Annotated in this window: 18 protein-coding genes; 7 read left to right on the top strand and 11 right to left on the bottom strand. The window is 69.9% G+C overall.

The annotated features are described in order from the left end of the window. The first annotated feature begins 1 nt into the window (after position 1). Positions 2-1,045, top strand: a complete 1,044-nt coding sequence (locus tag ACZ52C_RS24310; protein WP_469076723.1) for an ABC transporter ATP-binding protein — start codon at positions 2-4, stop codon at positions 1,043-1,045. 34 nt (positions 1,046-1,079) lie between these two features. Beyond that, positions 1,080-1,886 carry a DUF1707 SHOCT-like domain-containing protein gene (locus ACZ52C_RS24305; RefSeq protein ID WP_469076722.1) on the top strand — a complete coding sequence of 269 codons (807 nt, stop codon included), beginning with the start codon at positions 1,080-1,082 and terminating at the stop codon, positions 1,884-1,886. Positions 1,887-1,970: 84 nt separating this feature from the next. Here ACZ52C_RS24305 and ACZ52C_RS24300 read toward each other — a convergent pair whose 3' ends face one another. After that, positions 1,971-3,296, bottom strand: coding sequence for an SGNH/GDSL hydrolase family protein (locus ACZ52C_RS24300; RefSeq protein WP_469076721.1), 1,326 nt, complete (start codon positions 3,294-3,296; stop codon positions 1,971-1,973). Positions 3,297-3,528: 232 nt separating this feature from the next. On the opposite strand from ACZ52C_RS24300, the gene ACZ52C_RS24295 reads away from it, so the two are divergent. Together ACZ52C_RS24295 and ACZ52C_RS24290 are read left to right on the top strand one after the other, a co-directional pair. After that, positions 3,529-4,866, top strand: a complete 1,338-nt coding sequence (locus ACZ52C_RS24295; RefSeq protein WP_469076720.1) for a DUF445 domain-containing protein — start codon at positions 3,529-3,531, stop codon at positions 4,864-4,866. Positions 4,867-4,989: 123 nt separating this feature from the next. Then, positions 4,990-6,450: an MFS transporter gene (locus tag ACZ52C_RS24290; RefSeq protein ID WP_469076719.1), complete on the top strand. Its 1,461-nt coding sequence runs from the start codon at positions 4,990-4,992 to the stop codon at positions 6,448-6,450. Between the two features lie 341 nt (positions 6,451-6,791). Here the strand turns inward: ACZ52C_RS24290 and ACZ52C_RS24285 are convergent, their stop codons facing one another. The 6 genes from ACZ52C_RS24285 to ACZ52C_RS24260 form a co-directional block, all read right to left on the bottom strand. Next, positions 6,792-7,037 (bottom strand): DoxX family protein, encoded by a 246-nt coding sequence (locus tag ACZ52C_RS24285; protein WP_469076718.1) that lies wholly within the window; start codon positions 7,035-7,037, stop codon positions 6,792-6,794. 561 nt (positions 7,038-7,598) lie between these two features. Further along, positions 7,599-10,076: a carbohydrate binding domain-containing protein gene (locus tag ACZ52C_RS24280; protein WP_469076717.1), complete on the bottom strand. Its 2,478-nt coding sequence runs from the start codon at positions 10,074-10,076 to the stop codon at positions 7,599-7,601. A gap of 113 nt (positions 10,077-10,189) precedes the next feature. Further along, on the bottom strand, positions 10,190-11,083 hold the full coding sequence (locus ACZ52C_RS24275) for a glycoside hydrolase family 43 protein (RefSeq protein WP_469076716.1): 894 nt from the start codon (positions 11,081-11,083) through the stop codon (positions 10,190-10,192). A gap of 170 nt (positions 11,084-11,253) precedes the next feature. Further along, positions 11,254-12,186, bottom strand: coding sequence for a carbohydrate ABC transporter permease (locus ACZ52C_RS24270; RefSeq protein WP_469076715.1), 933 nt, complete (start codon positions 12,184-12,186; stop codon positions 11,254-11,256). A 34-nt stretch (positions 12,187-12,220) separates the two neighbouring features. Further along, positions 12,221-13,093, bottom strand: a complete 873-nt coding sequence (locus ACZ52C_RS24265; protein WP_469076714.1) for a carbohydrate ABC transporter permease — start codon at positions 13,091-13,093, stop codon at positions 12,221-12,223. A gap of 84 nt (positions 13,094-13,177) precedes the next feature. After that, on the bottom strand, positions 13,178-14,446 hold the full coding sequence (locus ACZ52C_RS24260; protein WP_469076713.1) for an ABC transporter substrate-binding protein: 1,269 nt from the start codon (positions 14,444-14,446) through the stop codon (positions 13,178-13,180). Between the two features lie 354 nt (positions 14,447-14,800). On the opposite strand from ACZ52C_RS24260, the gene ACZ52C_RS24255 reads away from it, so the two are divergent. Together ACZ52C_RS24255 and ACZ52C_RS24250 are read left to right on the top strand one after the other, a co-directional pair. Further along, positions 14,801-15,802, top strand: a complete 1,002-nt coding sequence (locus tag ACZ52C_RS24255; RefSeq protein WP_469076712.1) for a LacI family DNA-binding transcriptional regulator — start codon at positions 14,801-14,803, stop codon at positions 15,800-15,802. 412 nt (positions 15,803-16,214) lie between these two features. Next, entirely contained in the window at positions 16,215-16,736 is a 522-nt protein-coding gene (locus ACZ52C_RS24250) for a hypothetical protein (protein ID WP_469076711.1), read from the top strand. Here the strand turns inward: ACZ52C_RS24250 and ACZ52C_RS24245 are convergent. Together ACZ52C_RS24245 and ACZ52C_RS24240 are read right to left on the bottom strand one after the other, a co-directional pair. Next, complete coding sequence (locus ACZ52C_RS24245; protein WP_469076710.1) at positions 16,727-17,227, bottom strand: levansucrase; 501 nt, start codon at positions 17,225-17,227, stop codon at positions 16,727-16,729. The genes ACZ52C_RS24250 and ACZ52C_RS24245 overlap by 10 nt on opposite strands. A 37-nt stretch (positions 17,228-17,264) precedes the next feature. Further along, a complete protein-coding gene (locus tag ACZ52C_RS24240) occupies positions 17,265-17,726 on the bottom strand; it encodes a protease (protein ID WP_469076709.1) in 462 nt (153 codons plus the stop codon). Between the two features lie 143 nt (positions 17,727-17,869). Between ACZ52C_RS24240 and ACZ52C_RS24235 the strand changes: the two genes are divergently transcribed. After that, on the top strand, positions 17,870-18,841 hold the full coding sequence (locus ACZ52C_RS24235) for a GlxA family transcriptional regulator (RefSeq protein WP_469076708.1): 972 nt from the start codon (positions 17,870-17,872) through the stop codon (positions 18,839-18,841). Between the two features lie 109 nt (positions 18,842-18,950). Here ACZ52C_RS24235 and ACZ52C_RS24230 read toward each other — a convergent pair whose 3' ends face one another. Further along, positions 18,951-19,253 (bottom strand): hypothetical protein, encoded by a 303-nt coding sequence (locus ACZ52C_RS24230; RefSeq protein ID WP_060887798.1) that lies wholly within the window; start codon positions 19,251-19,253, stop codon positions 18,951-18,953. Between the two features lie 42 nt (positions 19,254-19,295). Next, positions 19,296-20,690, bottom strand: coding sequence for an MFS transporter (locus ACZ52C_RS24225; RefSeq protein WP_469076707.1), 1,395 nt, complete (start codon positions 20,688-20,690; stop codon positions 19,296-19,298). Between the last annotated feature and the right edge of the window lie 61 nt (positions 20,691-20,751).

The raw sequence follows: 20,751 nt of genomic DNA, 5'->3' as shown, positions 1-20,751 counted from the left end.
CGTGGCAGACAACGCATTCGTGGCGGACAACGCATTCGCGACAGACGGCGCGTTCATCGAACTCGACCGCGTCGAGAAGGTCTTCGACGTCCGCAAGAAGACCGGGTTCCTGCGCCGGGAGCGGCGTGAGGTGCGGGCGGTCGACTCCCTCTCGTTCACGGTGGCGCGCGGCGAGATGGTCGGCTACATCGGGCCGAACGGGGCCGGGAAGTCCACCACCATCAAGATGCTGACGGGGATCCTGACCCCGAGCGGGGGCCGACTGCGGGTGGCCGGCATCGACCCCTCCCGGGAACGGACGCGGCTGGCCCGGCGGATCGGGGTGGTGTTCGGGCAGCGGACGACCCTGTGGTGGGACCTGCCCCTCATCGACTCGTACGCGTTGATGCACCGCATGTACCGCATCCCCGACGCCCGTTACCGCGAGAACCTCGACCGGTGCGTCGAACTCCTCGAACTGGGCGAGCTGTTGGACGTCCCCGTACGGCAGCTGTCGCTCGGGCAGCGGATGCGCGGGGACATCGCGGCCGCCCTGCTGCACGACCCCGAGGTGCTGTACCTGGACGAGCCGACGATCGGGCTCGACGTCATCAGCAAGGCCAGGGTCCGCGAGTTCCTCAAGGACCTCAACACCGAGCGGGGCACGACCGTGCTGCTCACCACGCACGACCTCCAGGACATCGAGCAGTTGTGCCGCCGGGTGATGGTCATCGACCACGGGCGCCTGATGTACGACGGGCCGCTGACGGGGCTGCACGAGGTGGGCGAGAGCGAGCGGACGCTCGTCGTGGACCTGGAGCGGGAGCTGCCGCCGATCGAGGCCGCGCCGGCCCGGGTCGTACGGGTGGAGGGGCCCCGGCAGTGGCTGGCGTTCCCGGCGTCGGAGTCGGCGGCCCCGCTGGTGGCCCGGATCGCGTCCGCGTATCCGCTGGTGGACCTGTCCGTGCGGGAGCCGGACATCGAGGCCGTGATCGCCCAGATGTACGCGCAGCAGGCGGAGCGGGTGGGGGGAGAGGCGGGGGAGCCGGGGGCGGCCGTGTCGTAGCCCGCCGTGGGGGGTTCCTCGTACGCTGCTCCGTATGACGGACGACCTGCCGGATCTTCCGGCCGCCGCGGACCTTCGTGCCTCCGACGCCGATCGTGAACGAGTCTCCGAGCAACTGCGGGACGCCCTCGCGGAGGGGCGGCTCGACATGGAGGAGTTCGAGGAGCGGCTGGACGCGACGTACAAGGCGCGGACGTACGGCGAGTTGGCGCCGATCACCCGGGACCTGCCCGGCGCGGGGGCCGTGGCGCCGCCGGCCGTCGTGCCGCAGCCATCCGTGTCGTTGGTCAAGGGGCCTGCGGAGCACGCGAGTTGGCCGGAACGGATCGTCGGGGGCGACGGGTCGTCCACCTGGGGTGTGGCGATCATGTCCGGGTTCGAGCGCAAGGGGCGGTGGACCGTGCCCGAGCGGTTCGACTGCTTCGCGTTCTGGGGCGGCGGCGAACTGGACCTGCGGGACGCGTACTTCGCGGAGCGTGAGGTCACCATCAACTGCGTGGCGATCATGGGCGGGATCAATGTGGTCGTGCCGCCCGGGGTGGAGGTCGTGGTCCGGGGCGTCGGGGTGATGGGCGGGTTCGACCACAGCGAGGAGGGCGTGCCGGGGGACCCCGGGGCGCCTCGGGTGATCATCACCGGGTTCGCGTTCTGGGGCGGCGTAGGGGTCGAGCGCAAGGTGCCCAAGGCCGAGCGGCAGCGGCTGAAGGAGGCCCGGCGGCAGGAGCGGTTGGAACGCCGTGAAGCCCGGCGTGAGTTGCATGCGGCCCATCGTGAGCAGGTGCATGGGATGCGGCGTGAGCGGGACCGGGAGCGGGAGCGGCGTAGGGGTGGGGAGCGGTAGGCCGTCCGCCGGGTGCGGGTTCGTCGTGGTTGCTCGCGCTTCCCCGCGCCCCTTACGGGCCGCTCCCCTGAACCGGGCCGACCTTCACAGCTTCGCCGGTGCAGACCCCTTCAGCTTCTCCAGGTCGAAAAAGTCCGCCATACGGGCGTAGCCCTTGTCGCTGGGGTGCAGGTGGTCGCCCGAGTCGTAGTCGGGACGCAGACTGCGGGGGTCGTACGGGTCGCGCAGGGCCTTGTCGAAGTCGACGTAGGAGTCGAAGACGGTGCCCGAGCGGATGGTGGCGTTGATGGCCTGGCGGACGGACTCGCGCTGGTCGGAGTAGCCGCGGTGGCCGTGGAACGGCATCAGCGTGGCGCCGACGACGCGCAGGCCGCGGGCGTGGGCCTGGTCGACGAGTCGGCGGAGGCCGGTGGTGACGGCCTCGGGGTCGGTCCGGCCGGGGTTCTTGAGGATGTCGTTGACGCCCAGGTCGATGACGACGGCCTTGACACCCGTACGGCCGAGCACGTCCCGCTGGAAGCGGTTGAGGCCGCTGGGGTTCTCGGCGGGCCGTCCGTTGCCGTCGGTCAGGACGCGGTTGCCGCTGATGCCCTCGTTGACGACGCTGTAGCGGGGCGTGTCGGAGGAGCCGGCGGCCGCGCGGAGCCGTCCGGCGAGGACGTCCGTCCAGCGCCGGTTCTCGCCGACGGTGGAGGTGACGCCGTCGGTGAGCGAGTCACCGAGGACCACGACCGTGCCCGCCGACTCGTTGCTCAGCACGTCCAGCGCGGTGACGTACCGCCAGTGCAGTGACTGTGTGGTGTACGGCTCACCGGTGACGTCCGCGACCTGGTCGCCCTCGGCGGTGTAGGAGATCTGCCGCGCGTGCGCGTGGTAGGTCGCCGGGCCGGAGGGGGTTGGGGAGTAGGTGGTGATCAGTACGTCGCTGTCGTGCGGGATCGGCACCCGTACGGCGTCGCTGACCACCTGTCGGCCGGCCGCGATGACGACCGTCGGGTTGCCGGCGAAGGTGAGGCGGCGCATGGTCTCGGCCGCCGCGGCCGGGGTGTCGCTCGACGCGGCGACGGCGAGCGAGGCGTGACTGATGGTCAGCGGCTGCTGGCCGTAGAGATTGGACAGGGTGACGCGGGCACTCGTTCCGGCGGCGGTCGTGTGCACCACGTTGCGTACCGAGCGACCGGCGAGGCCGTCCCGCTCGGTACCCGGCTCGGACCCGTTCGGCGAGGCGCCCCAGGCTCCGACCCACACGCCGGTGGAGGCGGGGGCGGCGCTGTTCTGGGGCGCGCGGGCGAAGGTCTCCTGCCGCGGGGTGCCGTCGTCGATGCCGACGCCGACGTATATCGCGGCCGAGATGGCCACGATCAGGGCGGCCATGGCCGCCAGAAGTGCATAACCGTGCTGCTTGGTCATGCGGTGTGTTACTCCTCGGGCTGTGGAGCCCCGAGGCTCCGATGTGATCACCCCATGATGCGGCATGGGGTGGGGTCGCTTGCGAGAACCCCCATCGGTTCCCCCGCCCGGACAGACGCGGGGAACTCCTGTTCCGTTCCGGGAGTACGTCATGGAGTGGGTCACGTCACCGAGCGGTGAAGAGATGAGGAAGCGGACAATGTGTACGGGGGACAGGGAACGGGTGGAGTGAATGGACCGTACGAAAGCGGAAGAAGCGCAGCCCGAGGCGGCGGTGAACTCCGGGGCGCGTGCCTCGCACCGCACCATGACCACCTTCAGCGCCGCCGACGAGGAGAAGCAGCGCGGCGTCCGGCAGATGAAGCTCATCGCGGCCGGGCTGCTGCTCTTCGTGGCGCTGGTCTACGTGCTGGCCAAGTGGGCCTCGCACGAGGGTGCGGGTGCCTGGGCGGGCTATGTCGCGGCGGCGGCCGAGGCGGGCATGGTCGGCGCGCTGGCCGACTGGTTCGCGGTGACCGCGCTGTTCCGGCATCCGCTCGGCCTGCCCATCCCGCACACCGCGATCATCCCCATCAAGAAGGACCAACTGGGCGTGTCGCTCGGTGAGTTCGTCGGCGAGAACTTCCTCTCCCAGGATGTCGTACGGCAGCGGCTGCGGGCCGTCGGCATCGGCAGCCGGCTCGGCGCGTGGCTCGCCGAGCCGCAGAACGCCGACCGGGTGACGGCCGAACTGGCGACCGCGCTCAGGGGCGCGCTGACCGTGCTGCGCGACTCCGACGTCCAGGCCGTGGTCGGGGAGGCGATCACCCGGCGGGCGAACGCCCAGGAGATCGCGCCCGGCATCGGCAAGATGCTGGAGCGGGTCGTCACCGACGGCGGCCACCGGCGGGTCGTCGACCTGATCTGCACCCGCGCCCACGACTGGCTGGTCCTGCACGACACCCAGGTCATGGACGCCGTCGAGGGCGGCGCCCCCGGCTGGACCCCCCGGTTCGTGGACCGCAAGGTCGGCGAGCGGGTCTACAAGGAGCTGCTCCGCTTCGCCACCGAGATGCGTGACTCGCCCACGCATCCGGCGCGCGGCGCCCTCGACCGTTTCCTCACCGACTTCGCCACCGACCTCCAGTCCGACACGGAGACCCGGGCGCGGGTGGAGCGGCTGAAGGGCGAGGTGCTGGGCCGGGGCGAGGTCCAGGACCTGATCGCCTCCGCCTGGACGGCCGTACGGTCGATGATCGTGTCCGCCGCCGAGGACGAGCGCAGCGAGCTGCGGCTGCGGGTCCGCGCGTCCCTGCTGTCGTTGGGGACCCGGATGGCCACCGAGCCGAACGCGCAGGCCAAGGTGGACAGGTGGGTGGAGGGCGCGGCCGTGCACGTCGTCACCACCTACCGCGCCGAGATCACCTCGCTCATCACCGAGACCGTCGCCGGCTGGGACGCCGAGCACACGACGAAGAAGATCGAGGCCAACATCGGCCGCGACCTGCAGTTCATCCGTATCAACGGCACGGTGGTCGGTTCGCTCGCCGGGCTGCTGATCTACACGGTGTCGCGGGCGCTGGGGGCGTAGGCCGTTCGAGGCAGTTCGGGTGCCGTTCGGGGCAGTTCGGGTGCTGTGGCGGCGGCCGGGCGTGATCGCTGCTCGGGAGGGCACTCGGGTCGGGTTCGCTCGGAGTGGAGGGAGCCCCAGCCCATGTCCGTCACAACCCCGAAGTCACCGGGTGTGATCACCACCGCCGTACCGGCGCGCCTGGACCGTCTACCCTGGTCGCGCTGGCACTGGACGATCGTGATCGGCCTCGGCACCGTGTGGATCCTCGACGGTCTGGAAGTGACCGTCGTCGGCAACATCGCGGGCCGGCTCTCCGAGGAGGGAAGCGGGCTGCCGATCTCGTCCGCGCAGGTCACGGGCATAGCGGCCGCCCTGTATGTCGCCGGCGCCTGTGCGGGCGCCCTTTTCTTCGGCCACATGACCGACCGGTTCGGCCGCAAGAAGCTGTTCATGGTGACGCTGGTGGTCTATCTGGCGGCGACCGCGCTGACCGCCGTCTCCTTCTCCACCTGGTGGTTCTTCCTCTTCCGCTTCCTCACCGGCTTCGGCATCGGCGGCGAGTACGCGGCCATCAACTCCGCGATCGACGAGCTGATCCCCTCCAAGTACCGGGGCCGTGTCGACATCGTCATCAACGGCAGCTTCTGGCTCGGCGCGATCGGCGGCTCGCTGCTGTCGATCGTCGCCCTGAACACCGACCTGTTCCCGGCGAACGTCGGCTGGCGGCTGACCTTCGCCCTCGGCGTGGTGCTGGGCCTGGTGATCCTGCTGGTGCGCCGCAACGTCCCCGAGAGCCCCCGCTGGCTGCTGATCCACGGCCGGGAACAGGAGGCGGAACGGCTGGTGGCGGAGGTCGAGGAGCAGGTCGAGCAGGAGACGGGGCGCCCGCTGCCGGCGGCCGACCAGGAGATGACCATCCATCAGCGGGGCAGCGTCGGCTTCGGTCTGATCGCCCGTACGGTCTTCTCGCGCTACCGGCGCCGCGCCGTCCTCGGCTTCTCCCTCTTCATCGGACAGGCGTTCCTCTACAACGCGATCACCTTCGGCTTCGGCGCGATCCTCACCACGTTCTACGACGTCCCGACCTCCGACACCGGCTACTACTTCGTCTTCATCGCCGCCGGCAACTTCATGGGCCCACTGCTGCTCGGCAAGCTGTTCGACACGGTCGGCCGCCGGATCATGATCTCGGGGACGTATCTGCTCTCCGGTGCGCTGCTCTTCGGCACGGCCTGGCTGTTCGACCGGGGCGCGCTCGACGGGGTGACCCTGACGGCCTGTTGGTGCGTGGTGCTGTTCTTCGCCTCGGCCGGGGCGAGCAGTGCCTATCTCACCGTCTCCGAGGTCTTCCCGATGGAGACCAGGGCCATGGCCATCGCCTTCTTCTACGCCATCGGCACGGCCGCCGGCGGGATCAGCGGCCCGCTGATCTTCGCCGAGCTGACGGAGTCCGGCGTCGTCTCCGACACCGTCCTCGCCTTCCAGATCGGCGCGGGTCTGATGTGTGCGGCGGGGCTGGTGGCGGCGTTCCTCGCGGTGCGCGCGGAGCGGAGGTCGCTGGAGGACATCGCGGAGCCGCTGTCGGCGAAGGGCTCCGCGTAGGGCTCCGCCCGGTTACCTGGCGAAGCCCCAGCCGAAGAGGGAGCAGGACATGAGGGTCCCGCAGATCGCCCGGCGACTCCGGGACCAGTCCTGACCAGCCGGAGGATCCCAGGCCACGTGTCCTGGTCGCAGCCGCCCTCGCCTGCCTCGACGTGTCTTCGACGGGCTGGGTGGCCTGTGAGGGCACTGTGCCGCTGGCCGTGCTGGTCGACCGCGCGATGGGCGCACTCACGGAGTAGCCCCCGCGCGTACTGGCTCGTCCGGATCCGGCTACGGCGGCGCCAGGCCGTAGCGCCACTCCCCCGCCCGGTCCCCGGGGGTGAGGGGTCACATGGCCAGAGTCAGGCGACGGCTGTCGCGGCGGAGATCAGGCACAGCACCATGGGGCCCATCGCGTTCGCGCGGGTGTCGGGGGTGGCGAAGTCGCCGGGTCTGCCGTGGAAGACGGCCGCACCGACCATCAGGACCGCGAAGCCGGTGGCCGCGGCGATGCCCAGGGGCTGCCAGAAGAGACCGATGATCAGACCGACGGAACCAGCGACCTCGGCCAGCCCGATGAAGCGGACCAGCCCGGAACCCAGCCCCATGTGAGACTGGCGGAGTACGGCCCCTTGAACACGGTCTTGGGCGCCCCGACCGAGAGAGTGGCCAGCGCCAGGAGTGCACTGAGGACGGCTGTGGTGATGTACATGGGATCGGTTCTTCCGGATCGGCCGAAGCCCAGCCGCACTGGTGGTGCTGGCGACGTCAGGAGACAGTGAACGCGCTTCGGTGAGGAGCGGCCGGCCCATGGGCGAACCAAGGGTGGCCGGACGCAGCCACACCGCCACGAACCAGACCACCGCCGACTTTGCTGAAGGCGCCTTGGCCCAGGACAGCGGCCTCGGCCTCCTGCCCCTGACCCGCAGTGGATCCCGATCGTCGCCGTCGAGCAGGTCGTTCACCTCGTCCGGGGTGCCCAGCACATTCCCCTCCCGGAGGCCACCGTTACGTGGGTTTGACCCGGTCGACACAGGGCCTCATGCGCAGGGTCAGCCACGCAGACACTGCGTAGCTGACCTGGGACCCCCGCTTCGCGGCCTGGGCGGGCCGGGTGAACCCGGCCCGCCCAGGCGGGGAGTTACCGCTTACGGGGCACCGGTGAGGGGTCAGGGAAGCTTGATCAGCATGTAGTCGTCGCAGTATCCGGCGGACGAGCCGGAGTTCTTGTAGCAGTACAGGTCGGCCGACGTGGCGGTGGCGCCCGTGGTGAAGAAGATCGGCTGCTGGGCGTAGGACGTGGCCGAGGCACGCAAGTACGTCTCCGTACCGCCGAAGCTCTTCACGCCGACCGCCACCTCCTCACCGGCGGTGGCCACCTTGGCCCAGCCCGCCAGCAGGTAGGTGCCGCTGGAGGTGAGCCCGCCCACCGTCTGGATCGCGCCGCTGGCGCTCGCCGCGGTCCGCAGGGCGTACGTGCCCGTGCGGGCGTTCGAGTTGACCACGCTGGACGCCGTCCCCGTGCTCTGCGCCCAGGGGCTCAGGGAGCCGGTTTCGAAGCCCGGGTTGGTGACCTTGTTGGTCGCGGAAGGCAGCGCCTCCACCGCGAGGTCGTCGCAGTAGCCGGGCCCCGTGCCACCGGTGTTCTTCCAGCAGTAGACGGTGGCCGTGGTGCTGGAGGAGCCGGTGGTGAAGAGGACCGCGGCCTGGGTGTACGACGTCGTCGCCACGTTGGTGAACGTCTCGGTGCCACCGAAGTTCTTGACGCCCAGGGCGAGGGTTTCGCCTGCGTTCGCGACCTTGGCCCAACCAGTGAGCACATAGGTGGTGTTGGGGCTCAGCCCAGTCAGGTTCTGGTTGGCGCCGCTGCCGTTGGCCTGGGTGGTCAGCGCGTAGGTGCCGGTGCGGGCGTTCGAGGACGTGACGGACGGGGCTGCCCCGCTGTTCACCCAGGGGCTCATCGAGCCCGTCTCGAAACCGGCGTTGGAGAGCAGGTTGCCGCCGGTGCCGTTGTAGGCGCCGATGTTGGGCGCGGCCGTGGCGGAGACCGTGTTGCCGAAGGCGTCCTTGCCGCCGTTGCCGGAGATGACCGCGCCCGCCCGGATCACGGGTGAGGAAGGGTGCACCTGGTAGGCGTCGGTGCCGGTGAAGGTGGAGGAGGTGTTCGCGTTGCCGGGGTTGCGGAACTGCGGGTCGGCCGTGACCTTCGCCGTGTCGGCGGGCTCGGACGACGGGTGGTTGCCGTAGAAGAGGTTGTTGGAGTAGACGGACCCGGAGCTGGTGGTGAAGTAGCCGCCCGTGCCGTAGTTGAACACCGCGTTGTTGCGGAAGGACAGCGTCCCGGTGACGCTGCCGCCCTTGCGCGAGTACAGGATCGGGGTGTTCAGGCCGCTCTTGTTGACGTAGATGCTGTTGTTGTAGATCTGCGGGACGGCGACCGCGCTTCCGCTCTTGTTGGGGATGTTGCCGACGAAGTGGAAGACGCCTGTGCCGTGGGTCGGGGTGCCGGCCATGGGGCAGCCCTCGTTGGTGCCGTCGTTCTCGCTGATGTTGTAGCGGATCACCGTGCCGTCGCTGGGGACGGTCGAGGTCGGCTCGTTGGCGATACTGAAGGGCGGCATGACCAGCATGAAGCCGCCGATGTTCTGGTGGCTGTAGTTGTACTGGAACGTGGTGTTGTGGTTGCCCCAGTCCACGTCGAAGCCGGTGCCGTCGGCGCCGTCGACGTGACAGTAGACCTCGTTGTTCTGGACCACGGTGTCGTTGCTGCCGGACATCCAGATGCCGGCCGAGGCCCGGTTGCAGTACTGGCCGGAGGGCGGGCAGTTCTCCTTCGCGCCGCCGTAGCCGGCCTTGTTGCCCTCGATGAGCGCGCCGTCGTTCTTGACGACGAGGATGTCGTCGGCGCCGCTGTAGGTGATCGTGTTGTCGCGGATGACCGTGTTCGTGGTCTGGGCGGTGCCCTGGCCGTCCCCGTCCGGGGTGACGGCGACGGCTATGCGGTCGACGTGGTCGAAGGTGTTGTCCTCGATCACGACGTCGTCCCACTTGGACTCCGGCGTGGTGTGGTTGGTCTGGACGCCGACGCCCGCGTTGGTGGCGTACCAGCCGCCCGAGTAGCCGCTGATGTGGTGGATGTTCATGTCGTGCACCCGGATGTGGTGCAGGACACCGCCGGACGCGTTCTCGGCGAGGACACCTGAGCGGTAGTTGGGCGAGGATGCCGCGTTGGTGAGCTCCAGCCCGCTGATCTCCCAGTACTCCTGGTTGAGCAGGTGGATGACGGGGCCGACGGCGCCCTGGGCGTCGATCACCGGCTTGGCGCCGGTGCCGTACGCGCCCATGGTGATGGGGCTGCCGGAGGCGCCCGAGCCACCGGGACTGAGCTGACCGGTGCAGGTCGTGCCGGCCGCGAAGAGGATCTTGTCACCGGGGCCGAAGGTGGTGCCGTTGACGCCGCTGACGGAGTTCCAGGGGCTGGACTGGGTGCCACTGCCGTTGGCCGACGCCGAGCAGTCCACGTAGTACGTGGTGTTCGCGGCCATGGCGGCCTGAGCGGGCAGGACGACCGCGCCCGTCAGGGTGGCGAGCAGGGTCAGGACGCGGGATGCCCGGTGTATGGGGCGGTCTGATCTGCGACGCTTCATCGCGACGCTCCTTGCTGAGTGAAGGTGCCCTCCGCGTCACGGGCTGCGACGCGGATGTTCCTGCACCGGGCAGGGGTGGCCGGAGCGGACCTGCCCGGAATCCATGGGGACGGTCACGCCGTAGGCAGAGGTGACTCCCGGCACTCCGTGAGTGATGTGGGCAGGGCCGTCGGGAGAGACGTTTCGAGGACGGAGGCGTGCCGCATGCCCGGCGGCAGCGCAAGGGAGATGGGCTCCCAGGCCACACCGTCCCTGCTGCGGGCCGCCCCGTACCTCCCCTCCAGGAAATGGTCGAAGATCATGACCCATTCGTCGTCGCGGCGGAACAGCGACGGCCCCTCCACCAACGAGGGCGTGACCGGGCTGGTGGGGGAGACGAACGGACCGCCGGGGTGGGCGAACGTGGTCACGTGGATGTCCTTGTGCGCGGTGCTCGGGTCGTTGGTGCCGCGTTCGTCCTTGAAAGCCATGAGGAAACCGCCGCCGTCCAGTTCCCGCACAGTGGCGTCGATGACGGAGTGGCCCGGGTCGAAGAAGACGTCGGGGTCCGAAAAGGTCCGGAAATCCCGGGTGGTGCAGTGCCAGATGCGGTGGTTCTGACTGTTGTGCTCGAAGTCGCGGCCCTCCGCCGTGGTCCCGGACTCGACGACCGACGACCAGATGAGGTGGTACAGCCCGCTCGCTCGGTCGTGGAAGAACTCCGGAGCCCAGGCGTTGTGGGCCCCCTCCACCCCCGCCATCACCGGGATGAGTTCCTGGCCCGACCACGTGAGCAGGTCGGACGAGGTGGCGTGGACGATGTACGGGCTCGTCCAGCCATCGGTGGCCAGCAGATGGAACAGGCCGTCGGGACCCGCCCCGACGAACGGGTCCCGCAGCCTGCCGGTGCCGACCGTGCCCCGCAGCACCGGCCGGCCCTCGTTCACCGTCGCGAATACCCGGCCGTCGTGGCTGTAGGCCAGGTGCAGTGCCTCGTCGGCACTGGTGAAGTAGGAGACCACGTACATCGGTGGGTCGGTCCTTCCGCGATGTCTGATGAGAGGGCGTTGGGGTGTGGGGGTGTGGGGACACCCTTGGAGGTGGGGTCGTCGCACGCGTGCTCCAGGGAGCGGACGGACGTGCGCGCATCGGTGGAGACCCGCGGGTACGGCCGAGGCTCGGCCGTACCCGGGCGTCGTTACTTGACCGCTCCGGCGGACATGCCGGCGACCACCTGGCGCTGGAAGAAGACAAAGATCACCAGCAGCGGCAGGACACCGAGCAGGGCGGCGGGGAACAGCGTGGTCGGCTGCACGGTGTGCGGGTCGATGAAGGCGTAGGCGTTCACCATGACGGTCCGTTTGCCGGGGTCCTGCAGGAAGACCAGCGGAACCAGCAGGTCGTTCCAGATCTGCAGGGCGATGAAGGTCAGCAGGGTGCTGGTCACCGGTCGCAGCAGGGGCAGGATGATCGTGAAGAACGTGCGCAGCGCGCCGCAGCCGTCGAGCGCGGCGGCTTCCTCCAGATCGGCCGGGATCGACCGGATGAAACTGGTGTAGAAGAACACGGCCACCGGGAGGTTCAGGGCCGTGTAGATGAGCACCACACCCGCGTAGCTGTCCAGCAGGTTCAGGTCACGCATCAGCAGGTACAGCGGCGCCACGACGACGAACACCGGGACGGACGTACCGAGGATGAACAGCCGGTACACAGCTGTCGACCAGTGCTGGGTGATGCGGGCCAGCGGATAGGCGGCGAGCGAGCCGATCACGGTGATGGCCGCGCACGACAGCCCGGTGATGAGGAGAGTGTTGAGGGTGCTGGACCCGTAGTGGATCTGGCCGAAGGCGTCGAAGAAGTTCTTCAGCGTCAGCGAGTGCGGGATGCCCAGCGGCGAGCGGGCCACGTCCGCCGCGGTACGCAGCGAGGTGACGACCGTGAAGAGGAACGGCAGGACGAACAGCACCGTGCCCAGGCACAGCAGGACGGTGCCCAGGCCACCGGTGAGGCGGCGCAGCCCGGCGGCTGGGTCCCCGGACGTCGTACGGGGGCGGGGCGAGGGCCGTTCCGGTGTCTTCCGGACGGGCGAGGGCCGGGGCGCGGCCGAGGGTGTGGAGAGGTCTGAAGTCATGGTGGCGATCCGTCAGTTCCTGGGGGAAACCCCGTCAGACGCGGCGCTCGCGCAGCCGGAGCAGGGAGGAGGTGGCGCTGGAGAGGACGACCACGGTCACGAGGAGGACGACCGACAGCGCGATGCCGTAGGCGAACTTCCCGCCGCCGAAGACGTTGCGGTACACCAGCAGGGTCAGCGTGTCGGTGGCACCGGCCGGGCCGCCGTTCGTCAGCACCAGCGGGAACTCGAACACCTTCAGCGAGCCGATCAGGCTGAGGGTCACGTTGACGGTGAGGGCGGGGGCGAGCAGCGGCCACTCCACGTTCCAGAAGCGCCGCCAGCCGGTGGCCCCGTCCAGCGAGGCCGCCTCCAGCAGTTCGGCCGGCATGTTCATGTAGCTGGCGAGGAAGATCGCGCAGGAGTAGCCGGTGAACATCCAGATGTTGACGGCGGCCACCGCGTACAGCGCGGTGGACGTGTCGCCGAGCCACACGTGCCCGAGGCCGCCGAGGCCGACCAGATCGAGGAGCCCGTTGATGCCGCCCTTCGGGGCGAACAGATACGACCAGATGAAGGCTGCCATCACCGGTGAGATCAGCGTCGGCGTCAGCAGCACCACGTTGAGCACCTTGCGGACCTTCGGGCGGCGGAACAGCATGCTCGCGAAGAGCAGTCCCAGGCCGTTCTGCACGACCACGACCACGGCCGCGTACAGCACGGTGTGCCACAGGGCGGCGATGACGGCCGGGTCGTCGGCCATGGCGCGGTACTGCTCGGTTCCGACGAAGTTCGCGATCGGGCCGCCGAGGCTGTCGGTCATGCTCAGATAGACGCCGCGGGCCAGCGGATACAGCATGAACACGCCGTACACGGTGATCGCCGGGAGCAGGAAGGCGGCCATGGTGGCGCGCCGTCGGTGGAACACGGGGGTCCTCCTCTTGCCCTGGGGGCCGTGGCGGAGGTCGGGAGCCGTTTCCGTACTCCGCCACGGCGGTCTCGGGGTGGTGGGTTACTTGGCGGACGCCGCGGTCTGGATGTCCTTGAGGGTCTGCGCGGCGGACGCCTTGCCCAGGAGGTACGCCTGGATCTTGGAGCCGATCGCGGTCTCGGGCGCGGCGGCGTACCAGGAGTTGGAGGGCAGAATCCGGTAACGGCCATCCTCGAAGGCGGTGGTGAAGGCCGTGGTCTCGGTGGCCTCCGGCGTGGTGCCGTCCGTGAAGGGCGACGCCGCGTTCTCGGCCTCCAGGTACTTGGCGAGGTTCTCGCTCTGTGACCAGAACTTCACGTACTCGCGGGCTGCGTCACCCTGCTTCGACTGGGAGTTGACGCCCCACATCGTGCCGGAGAAGAGCATTCCGTTGGGCTTGGTGCCCTCGGCGCCGCCCGGCCAGGGAGCGAAGGAGACAGGGAAGCCGGCCTTCTTGATGTTGGAGACCTGCCACGCGCCCTGGTACCAGAAGGCGCTCTTGCCGGCGCTGAAGTCCTGGGGACCCTGCGACCACTCGTCGGTGCCGAGTTCGTTCTTCCAGTTGACGTACCCCTTGTCCTCCAGGGTCTTCAACTGCTCCAGCGACGCCTTCCAGTCAGGGTCGAACGAGGCCTTGCCGTCCAGGAACTCGGCGTCCCACTGCTTGTTCTTCTGGTAGACGAGGGTCGAACCGCTCGCCTGGAAGACGGAACTTCCGGTCCAGCCGCTCTTGTCGGGCAGGGACAGGGGGTTGATGCCGGCCTTCTTGACCTTGGCGAGGTCCTTGAGGAACGTCGGCCAGTCGGCGGGGACCGCGGTGATGCCCGCCTTCTTCAGCAGGTCCATGTTGGCGTAGAGGCCGATGCCGATCAGCTCCATCGGCATCGCGAGGGTCTTGCCGTCGACCTGTGCGAAGGGCTTGGCGTCGGGGGCTATCCCGCTCGCCCACGACTCCCCGGACAGGTCGGCCAGATAACCGGAGGCACCCCACTTCTTCATCTTGTCCGTGTCGACCATGATCACGTCCCCGGCCTTGCCGCCGAGCAGTTCGGGCTGGAGCTTCTGGACGTAGGTGTCGTTCGCGGTGATGTACTCGAAGTCGACCTTGATGTCCGGGTGCGCCTTCTCGAACGCCTTGTTGATCTCGGCGACGTTCGCGGGCTCCGCACCGCCGCCCTTCCACGCCTGCACGTGAATGGTCACCTTGCCGTCGGCGGAGGTGTCGGACGATCCGCCTCCGCACGCGGCCAGGGACATCGCCATGGCGGCGACCGTGGTGGCGACCGTGAGCCGTCTCCCGGAACGCTTCATTGCACACCTCACCCATCGTCGGTACGACCGACTTGTCATGTCTGAAAGGTTTGAAACGGTCAGTCTGGTTCCGTGTGGGTACAGCGCTGACTCATATGGAAAGGGCCCAGTCGACCCGGTTGGCGACGAACTTTACGTGCCGATGGCCGGGACTGTAACGCAAAACTTAGGCGACATCTATACGTAACTTTCCGTGTCCGATCGGATTGGATCCGGGCTGCCAGGCTTCCCGCTGACACGGTTCTTTCGTTGACGCCGCCTCAGACTTATCGTTACAGTTTCGGGGACTGGTAGGCGGGACGGGCCGGCGCCGCATACGGCAGCCGGAAGGGGGAGTGGAGGATGGCAGGGCGGGTGACCATCGCGCAGGTGGCCGAGGAGGCCGGCGTCTCCGCGATGACCGTGTCCAATGTCGTGAACGGCAAGCCGGGGGCCTCGGAGGAGACCCGGCGCCGGGTCATGGAGGTGGCCAAGCGACTTGGCTACCGGCCGAACGTCTCGGCCCGCAACCTCAAGGCCGGCCGCAGCGGACTCGTCGGCCTCGTCGCGCTCGACCTCACCAGCCAGTACGGACTTGAGATCCTGCGGGGCGTCGCCGACGAACTGGCCAGTGCGGAGCAGGAACTGCTCGTCAACGCCACCTATCACGACGCCGTACGGGAGAAGGACCGGGTCGAGTTCCTGGGCCGGGGTCTCGTCGACGGCATCCTCATGATCGCTCCCGTCCTGGAGAGCGAGACACTGGAGCTGCTGAGCCGGCGGACACTGCCCTGCGTCATCATCGATCCCCGGCGCCAGGATGTACCTCTGCCCCGGCTGACCGTCGACAACTACCACGGCATGCGGTTGGGCACCCGGCACCTGATCGACCTCGGGCACACCCGTATCGCCTACCTCCGCGGCTTGGACGACCTCGACAGCACGTCCATCCGTTTCCAGGGCTTCCAGGACGCGATGCGGCTCGCCGGGCTGGAGGTCGACGAACGCCTCGTCGCGTCCTGTGACTTCTCCTATGCCAGCGGTTTCCGCGCTGCCACCCGCCTGATCGACGATCACCATCCGACGGCGCTCGTCGCCGGCGCCGACCTGATGGCGCTCGGCGCCATAGACGCCGCGCGGGCGCGCGGCCTCGACGTGCCCTCGGACTTCTCGGTCGTCGGTTTCGACGACCTGCCGCAGGCGGGACAGAGCTTCCCCGGCCTGACCACCGTGCGTCAGCCACTGCACGACATGGGCCAGAAGGCGGCCCGCGCGCTGCTGTCTCTCATCCAAGGGCAGAACCTGCTTATGCGGCACATCGAGATGGGCACCGAACTCGTGGTGCGCAACTCCACCGCCCCGCCCCGTCCCGCCTGAGCGCGGACGAGCGAGTCGCCCTCCGGTCGCCGTGCCACGAAAGGACGCCGATCCGGGCTGCCGGGCGAGCGGAGGAGGGAGTGTGCCGCGGGCCCGAAGGTACCTCCGTTGCCGAGCTGACCGGGTTGCACACCCGTGAGCCGCCCCAGACGCATGCGGCTCGCCGAACAGCGCCGACGCACCGAGGCCAGCCGCTTCCTCATCGCCATTGCGTTCTTCGTGGCTGCCGCCTCCGCCTAGCCAGGGGCGGCCGGGGTGCGTTGTTCGTCGGCTGCGGCGCCGTGGGGCTGGTCGCGCAGTTCCCCGCGCCCCTCACGGGCGCGGCTTCGGCCGGCGTCTTTCTGGATATGCGGGGGCGGTCTGAGTATCCGTACTCTGTCGGCTCGGCTTCCGTGCGGGAAACCTCGTACGCATGACCGAGAAGCTGCTCCGCCCCCTGCGCACGCGGCCCTGGCCGGAACGCTGGCTGACCCGCCTGCTCGGCGCCGCGCTCGCCGCGGCCGCGTACCGCCTCTGTCTCCCCTGGGACCTGCGTGACCGGCCCGAACTGGAGGGATCCCTCACGAAGGCGACCCCCGTCACCGTCACGGGGGTCGTCGTCCTCGCCCTCGTCCTGCTGGTCCTGGCGGCCTACTTCGGCCACCGCGACGCCCTGGCCTGGCCGCTGCTCCTGGTCGCCGTGCCACCGTCCGCGCTGATGTACCTCGCCTTCCACGCCCACACCGAGCCGCCGGACGCGGCTGTCTGGCCTCTGTCCTGGGCCTTCTTCACGCTGGTACTGGGCGCGTGGGTGCTGGTCGTGTCCTCGGTCGCACGCCGGTTCCGGACGGACCCGGTGGACGAACGGTGGCTGATCCACAGCCGGTCCCAGGACCGCTCGGGGGACCGCTCGGCGGACCGGCCGGTGGGTCGTTCGGCCGCCGGTCAGCCGTAGAAGTACCGGTGGGCCTTGTTCTCGAAGTACGACGAGTAGACGAGGCCGATGGCCGGGGTGCCCCGGTACGAGCCCACGTACAGACGGGTGCTGTCGACCACCACGGGCCGGGCCATGCACGCCCACTTGTTGCGCTGCTGGGCCTCCGCCCAGCGGACCGCCGCCGGGTCCACTCGCTCGCTGACCAGCACCGGGAACGCGGCGACACCGTTCTGGAGGCCGACCGGCAGGCCGCCCTTGGTCTTCTTCGCGTACGTCAGCACCTGGTCGGTGAAGGTCTCGATGGTGGGGATGGTTATCTCCTGGACCGCCGCCGCGACCGTGAACAGGTGCAGCTTGGTCCCCATCCAGCTCCACCGGAAGTCGGCCCGGCGCCCGACGAGCACGGGTACCCCGGCCCACTCCTCCCACCACGTACGGCATTCGTCGGCGGCGAGACGGGCGGCCAAGGAGGAGAGGTAGGCCTGGGAGGGCGAGTGTTGTGGATGCATGGCCGGATCATGCACCCGCTCCAGCCGTGCTGGGAAGTCAGGCGCCCGTGGTCGAACCCGGGCGCACGATCATCAGGATCGTGACCGTCGCCCACAGCAGGTTGAACATGCCCGTGAACATGGCGAGTCGGGCAGTGCTGCGGGTGTCGACGGCGGTGCCCCCGATCCCCTCCAGGATCTCCTCCTGCCGGGGCAGCACCAGCGCCAGCAGGACCATGGCCGCGAGGGCGGTCAGCAGCATCGACACGATCAGCCAGGCGTCCTTCAGCACCCCCATGCTCATCGCCGTGGCGAACCCGAGCACGGGCACGGCGATGCCCACACCACCGTAGACCCGGCAGATCCGGTGCAGCAGCCGTACGGCAGACACCGCCCGCTCGCTGTCGGGCTCGGCCAGCGCCGTGCGGGCGCTCGGCGGGAACATGCTGGCCGCGACGGTGACGGGCCCGACGGCGATGATCGCGGCGAGGACGTGGAGGGAGAGGAGGAACTTGGTCACGAGGGGACGGTAGGCCGGGGAAGGGCCACACAGGAGTGGCAGGATTGCCAGGCCCCAACTGATTCTCGCCAGCACTGTCACGGTGGGGCAGGGGACACCCGGGTCCTGCTGGCGGGAAACCGGTGGGGGCCTACGCTCCCGCCATGCACACCGTGGCCGTACTGGCGCTCGACGACGTGATCCCCTTCGACATGTCGGCCCCCGTCGACACCTTCGGCTGGGCGCGGCTGCCGGACGGGCGGGAGGCGTACCAGGTGCGGGTCTGCTCGGCGGCGGGGGACGGGGTCGTGAAGGCGGGGCCGTTCAGCGTGCGGGCCCCGTACGGGCTGGAGGCGCTGGCCGAGGCGGACACCATCATCCTGCCGGGGACGGCCGACCCGACCCTGCCGTTGCCGCCGGGGGTGACGGAGGCGCTGCACGCCGCGGCGGCGAGCGGGACGCGGATCGCGTCGATCTGCGTGGGCGCGTTCATCTTCGCCGCGACGGGGCTGCTGGACGGGCTGCGCGCCACCACGCACTGGATCGCGGCCCCCGATCTGGCGGCCCGCCACCCGGGAATCACCGTCGACCCGAACGTCCTCTACGTCGACAACGGGCAGTTCCTGACGTCGGCGGGTGCCGCCGCGGCCATGGACATGTGCCTGCACATGATCCGCAAGGACCACGGCTCGGCGGTCGCCGCGTTCACCGCGCGGATGTGCGTGATGCCTCTCGAACGGGAGGGCGGCCAGGCGCAGTTCATCGTGCAGGACCAGCCTCCGGCTCCCGCCGGCGCCACGATGGAGCCCCTGCTGCGCTGGATGGAGGAGAACGTGGAGCGGGATCTGACCCTGGACGACATCGCCCTGCGCGCGGGCACCAGCGCCCGTACGCTCAACCGCCGCTTCCGTGCACAGACGGGCACGACGCCGTTGCAGTGGCTGAACCGGGCGAGGGTGCGGCGGTCCCAGTACCTGCTGGAGTCCACCGACCACACGGTCGACCGCATCGCCGCCCAGGCCGGCTTCGGCTCCCCGACGGCCTTCCGGGACCGCTTCAAGAGGGTGGTGGGCACGAGCCCGCAGGCGTACCGGCGGGCGTTCCGGGGGGAGGGGAGTACGCCGACGGGTCGCTGATGAACGGGGGCCGTGCTCCGCCCCGTCAGGGGCGCGGGGAACTGCGCGAGCAACCACGGACGACCCGCGGCTCCCAACCGGCCGGACCCCCTACCCCTTCCGGGGGCGGCTACCCCTTCCGGTCGGCCACCACCCAGGACGCCAGCGCCACCACCCCGGCGACCCCGAACACCGCCGGCCAGGCCCCCACCTTTTTCGCCAGCGGATGCGACCCCGCGAACGCGGCCACGTACCCGGCGGTCAGCGCGCCCGCGGCCCTGCCCCCGGCCGCCTTCTGCCACTGCTGGGCCGCCGCGGCACCCGCCACCGCGAGCACCGCCCCGCCCAGCGGCCGCTTCTTCGTCCAGCGAGCCACCCCGTACCCGCCGATGAGCCCGCTCGCGGCCACCGCCGCCGTGGGAACCCTCGCCATCACTGCCTCCCGTGTCCTGCGCCAGGTCCGTCGCGCCCGAGGCTACTGCGCCCTCACCCGCCGGGCGCCCCGAGGCCCCCGTACGACCACGGCCAGCAGGGATGCGGCCAGGCAGACCGCGCTGAGGCTGGTCCAGACGACGTCGTACGCGCCGAAGAGATCGCGGGCGGTGGCGCCGAGGAACGCGGAGGCGCCCGCGCCGAGTTGGTGGGCGGAGTTGACCCAGCCGAAGACGATCGGGCCGTTCTCGCCGTAGACGCGGTCGCTGAGGGCGATGACGGGCGGGACGGTGGCGACGTCGACGAGGCCGTAGACCACGACGAAGACGATCATCGTGGGGGTGACGTTGGACGAGAACACCATCGGCAGCGCCAGCAGGGTGAGCGCGCGGACCGCGAAGTACGCGGAGAGCAGCCGGCTCGGGTCGAAGCGGTCGGTGAGCCAGCCGGAGAAGACCGCGCCCAGCGCGGAGAACACGCCGATCAGCGAGAGCAGCGACGCGGCGGCGGTGGCGCGCATGCCGTGGTCGTGAGCGGCCGGCGCCCAGTTGCTCCACATGATCCCGTTGGTCGAGGCGCCGCAGATGACGAACATCCCGGCCAGGACCCAGAACGGCCCGGTCCGCGCGGCGTCGAACAGCACCGTCAGGGCCCGCCGCGCCGCCCCCGACGCCGGCGGCGGCTTCGGCACGAACTCCCGCGCCCCGTAAGGCTTCGCGCCCACGTCCGCCGGGTGGTCGCGCAGCAGCAGGAGGACCAGGGCGGTCACCGCGAGGGCGACGAACGCCATCGTCACCACCGGCGGGCGCCAGCCGTGCCGGTCCACGCCCCAGGCGAGCAGCGGCAGGAAGAGGAGCTGGCCCAGGTGACTGGAGGAACTGAGCACTCCGGTGACCAGTCCGCGCCGCCGCTCGAACCAGTTGCCGGTGACGCTCGCGGCGAACGTCATGGTGAGGCATCCGCTGCCGAGCCCGATCAACACGCCCCAGTAGGCGGTCAGTTGCCAGGGCTGGGCCATCACGCTGGTGAGCAGCGCGCCCGCCGTCACGAGCAGCAGGGCGCCGACGACCACCCGCCGGATGCCGACCCGGTCCATCAGCGCGGCGGCGAAGGGGGCCGTGAGACCGAAGAGCACCATGTTCACCGAGGCGGCGAGGGCGATCTGGCCCCGGTCCCAGGCGTAGCTCTCGTGCAGCGGGGTCACGAGCAGCCCGGGAACGGTGGTGAAGGCCCCGGCGGTGACGATGGCGGCCCCGGCGGCGAGGGCCACGGCCCAGGCGCGGTGGAGACGGGGGCCCGGGGGGCCGGCCCTCCCGCCCTCGTGGGCCTCGGTCCGCTCGTGTCCAGGAGTGGGTTCGGGAGTGAGTTCAGGCCCCTGTTCGGTGGCGTACTCGGTGGCGTGCTCGGGGTCTGTCGTCCGGGTCGTCAGCTCAGCCATGGGTCCAGCCTGCTGGGCCGGGGCCGCCCCCACGAGTGGCCAGATGGACCAGGTGCGCAAG

The organism is Streptomyces sp. NPDC034049 (assembly GCF_055575575.1).
The sequence above is the reverse complement of the archived record's forward strand: the minus strand, read 5'-3'. Positions and strand labels throughout refer to the sequence as shown.